Origin of the sequence: Pararhizobium antarcticum, from assembly GCF_001885585.1 — a bacterium.
GTDB classification, from domain to species: Bacteria; Pseudomonadota; Alphaproteobacteria; order Rhizobiales; family Rhizobiaceae; genus Pararhizobium; species Pararhizobium antarcticum.
Map to the genome: position 1 here is coordinate 1 of NZ_LSRP01000012.1, position 3916 is coordinate 3916.

A 3916-nucleotide genomic window follows, 5' to 3' on the forward strand; every position below is an offset into this window, starting at 1 on the left:
GTTGGGGAGGGTCTCAACCGACATATTCAAGAACCCCGAATAGAAGAGGAGAAATGCCATGACAGTCCAGACCCCCATCAAGACCCAGGTCAAGGAACGCGCCGAGGAACAGTCGTCCGCCATGACACCCGAACAGCAGGCTATGATCCGCATGGTCGCCAACGACCTGCACCGCCTCAACCAGGCGGTCATGAAGGCTGTCGATGCCGGCGTCTCGGTCGAACTGGTCCGCTCGGCCCGCCATCATGGCGGGGAAGGCAACTGGGGCGATTTGCTGATCCCCGTTATTGTGACCCAGGGCCGCGGCCAATAGAACAACGGGCCGCAGCCGAGAGGAGCGGCTGCGGTCCTGTAAAGCCCGGCGCGCCCTGCCCCGCCGGGCTTTTCCAATGTCCGGAACGCGCATCGGTCAGAGAATGAAATCCGAGGCATTCAGCACATGGCGCCCCTCGAGCGTGATCGTCATGTCGGCAACATAACCATGGGATATGTCGACGACTGTCGTGATGATCGTTTTGTTGCCGACGATTTCCGAATGCACGGTACCGATGTCTCCGGAACCGGTGCGGTCGAACACGAAGCTCTGGTTTCCTGTTACCTCCACCACGGCATCAATGCCGGAAAGATCGATCACGTCATCGGCGCGGTTGAAATCGGTGATTGTCGCATTTGCGCAATATTGCGCGAAATTGTCGAACACGAAGGTGTCGGCGCCTGTGCCGCCGGTCAATTGGTCTCTGCCAAAGCTCGAAACCAGCCGGTCATTGCCCGTGCCGCCGTTCATGACATCGGTATTGGCGCCATCGAACAGCGTATCGTTTCCGGCATCGCCAAACATCTGGTTGTCGCCATAACCGCCATGCAGCGTATCATTGCCGCTATCACCATGGATGACATCTTTTCCGTTGCCGCCGTGGATCATGTCATTGCCGGTACCGCCATTCAGGACATCGTTGCCGCCGCCGCCGTTCAGCGTGTCATTGCCGCCCATGCCATTGATTTTTTTCGTGTCATTCGAGAAAGCACCGAGATGGATGTAGTCCGCAAACGCGGTGCCGACGACCTTTTCCACCTGGGTCTCCGTTGCGCGGCGCGCACCGATTGCATTGGCCTGTGCCTGGGAGGCGGAAGAACCGAGCGCGATGCCCTGGCCGAGCCCATGATAGTCCGCGGTATCGAAACCATCGCCACCATTGACGACATTGCTGAAGGATTTGACGATGATGTAGTCGTCGCCCGCACCACCGCGCAATTCGCTGGAGCCCGTGCCGCCGGTCAAGGTGTCGTTGCCATCGCCGCCGTCCAGATTCTGACTCGCACTGGAAAACAGAATATCGTTGTGATGCGAGCCCGCGACCGTCTCAATGCTTGTGATCTTGTCGCCCTTGGAGGCTGAATCGTTTCCGCCGAGTCCCGTTCCATTTCGCAGATCAACGATGACGCCTGTGCGGCTGTAGCGATAATCGAGCGTATCGTGGCCGGAGCCGCCATCGATCGTGTCGGCGCCCCAGCCCGCGAAGATCAGGTCGTTGCCGCCGCCGGCATAGATTTTGTCGTCACTGCCAAGCCAGACGTCCTCGACATAGGCGCCATCCTTGTCCCAGATGGCATCGTCGCCGCCCCTGGCATAGACCGTGTCGTTGCCAAAACCGATCTCGATCATGTCGGCGCCCGCGGTACCCTCGATAGTATCCCACCAGCCGGAGTCCTCGATCGAGTTCTTGTTGATGAAGCGCATCTTATGATCCTCCGGCTGGATGGGACTGTCCATCCTGCCTAGAGGAGAACGTCCAGGCCGGCTGTCTCCGAGGGAACAAGGGACCGATCAGACCGTGCGGCTCGGCCGTTTTCCAGTCGGCTCCAGCCTCGAAACGAGAAACAAGCGCTGACGGCCCATACCGCTGGCGATGGCAGCGGTGCTGCGCTTGTTCATGTGCCGGCTGAGGACACGCCATCCGTCGTGAACAATGTCCAGACAGACAAACGGCCCGGATCGCTCCGGGCCGTTTGAAGTCAAGGGCAAGCCGTATTCGTCAGGCGGCGCGGCTGTGGCGCTGCGGTGCCGAGGTTGCAGCGTCGAGGCGGAACTGCTCGACCAGCATCATCAGCGTATCGGCCTCGTTGGCGAGCTGGCGGCTGGCCTGCGTCGTTTCCTCGACCATTGCCGCGTTCTGCTGGGTCATCTGGTCCATCTGGTTGACGGAACCGTTGACCTCCGAGAGGGCGGCCGACTGGTCGCTGCTGGCGGTTGCAATCATTTCGACATGCTGGCTGATGGCAACGATCTGGGTGCTGATGGAGGCCAGAACCGCGCCGGTTTCCTGAACAAGCTGCGAACCGGTGCTGACCTCGCTGGTCGACTTGTTGATCAATTCCTTGATCTCGCGGGCGGCACCGGCCGAACGCTGCGCCAGTTCGCGCACTTCCTGGGCAACGACGGCAAAACCCTTGCCTGCATCACCGGCGCGCGCCGCTTCGATACCGGCGTTGAGCGCCAGAAGGTTGGTCTGGAAGGCGATCTCGTCGATGACTTCGATGATCTGCTCGATCTGGCGCGAGGCATCCTCGATGCGGCCCATGGCGGAAATCGCATTGGAGACGACGGTGGCCGAGCTGTCGGCGCTCTTCTTGGTTTGCGCAACGGCCCGGTTGGTTTCATGCGCGCGGCCCGCCGACGATTTGACGGTGACGGTGATTTCTTCCACGGCTGCCGCGGTTTCCTCCAGCGAAGCGGCCTGCGCTTCGGTGCGCTTCGACAGGGCATCCGCCGAGGCGCGCATCTTCGTGCCGTTGCGCTGGATCGCCATGGCATTGTTGCGGATGTTTCCAAGCGTATCCTGCAGGCGGATGATCGATCCGTTGAAATCGACACGCAGCTGCTCGAGGCGACCGGTGAACGGCGTGTCGATCTGGCGCGACAGGTCACCCTGCGACAGCCGGCCGAGACCGGCGGCCAATTCGCTGACGGCGAAATCAATCTGGCCGTCGAGCGCCTTCTTTTCGGAATCGCGGCTTGCGCGTTCGGCGTCCGTTTCCAGACGGCGGCTTTCGTTTTCGCTTTCCATCTGGCGCTTGGCCAGCGCGTTTTCGCGGAAGACAGCGAGCGCACGGGCAATGCCGCCAAACTCGTTCTGCTTTTCGAGATAGGGCACGGTGACATCGAGATTGCCAGCGGAAATCGTCTGCACCGAGCCTGTCAGCCTGCTGAGCGGGCTGATCGATGCACGGATGGCCACATAGGCAAGACCACCGAAGATCAGCATCACGCCGACGCCGATCGCCAGGATCAGATACTGGAGATCGGTGATCTTCTTGAAATAGACCTCGGTCGGAATGCCGATGAACAGCATGCCGACATTGGCGCCAGCAGCGTTCTTGACCGGGAAATAACCGGTGATGAAATCACGACCGAACAGCACGGCCGGGCCGTAATAGGCCTCGCCACGGGCGAGATAGGCCTGCGCCGGGTGTTCCGGGGCGAGTTTCGTGCCGACGGCACGCTCGCCGTTTTCCTTTTTCACATTGGTCGAAATGCGGACGTAATCGCTGCCCTGCTTGTCGAACACCGTTGCAACGCCACCAATGGTTTCGGCCGTGCGGTCGACAAGGTCGTGATCCGGAAGTGCGGCCATCTTTTCACCGGTCACGCCCGCCAGAGTGCCGTCGGTTACCTTGATCGTCGCATCGCTCACCTTCATGCCGTAGAGCACCGCCATGGCGCGGCTTGCTTCGCGCGCATCGGTCGTTGCGTCCTGCATGACGGTGGAACGGAGGTTGTAGTGCATGACGCCGGCAATCGTCGCAATACTCAGAAAGATCAAGCCAAGCGTTATGGCAAGGTTCTGATAGACGATCGACGATTTGAAGAGGCGAAACATTCGTGGGCCCTTTGAAAAATTCATACTTGATTTAAGTT

At 60.2% G+C, this 3916-nt stretch carries 3 protein-coding genes; 1 reads left to right on the forward strand and 2 read right to left on the reverse strand.

Translation table 11 applies throughout. From position 1 onward, the window contains the following. Positions 1-58: 58 nt before the first annotated feature. Entirely contained in the window at positions 59-313 is a 255-nt protein-coding gene (locus tag AX760_RS02070; RefSeq protein ID WP_071831180.1) for an SMc00767 family acetate metabolism repressor, read from the forward strand. A 96-nt stretch (positions 314-409) separates the two neighbouring features. On the opposite strand, the gene AX760_RS02075 is transcribed toward AX760_RS02070, so the two are convergent. Further along, positions 410-1738 carry a calcium-binding protein gene (locus tag AX760_RS02075; RefSeq protein WP_175551996.1) on the reverse strand — a complete coding sequence of 443 codons (1329 nt, stop codon included), beginning with the start codon at positions 1736-1738 and terminating at the stop codon, positions 410-412. A gap of 295 nt (positions 1739-2033) precedes the next feature. Further along, positions 2034-3878, reverse strand: a complete 1845-nt coding sequence (locus tag AX760_RS02080; protein WP_071831182.1) for a methyl-accepting chemotaxis protein — start codon at positions 3876-3878, stop codon at positions 2034-2036. Positions 3879-3916 lie beyond the last annotated feature (38 nt).

Coding starts and splice junctions, on each gene's coding strand:
- AX760_RS02070 (WP_071831180.1), top strand. CDS start 59: ATGACAGTCCAGACCCCCATCAAGACCCAGGTCAAGGAACGCGCCGAG.
- AX760_RS02075 (WP_175551996.1), bottom strand. CDS start 1,738: ATGCGCTTCATCAACAAGAACTCGATCGAGGACTCCGGCTGGTGGGAT.
- AX760_RS02080 (WP_071831182.1), bottom strand. CDS start 3,878: ATGTTTCGCCTCTTCAAATCGTCGATCGTCTATCAGAACCTTGCCATA.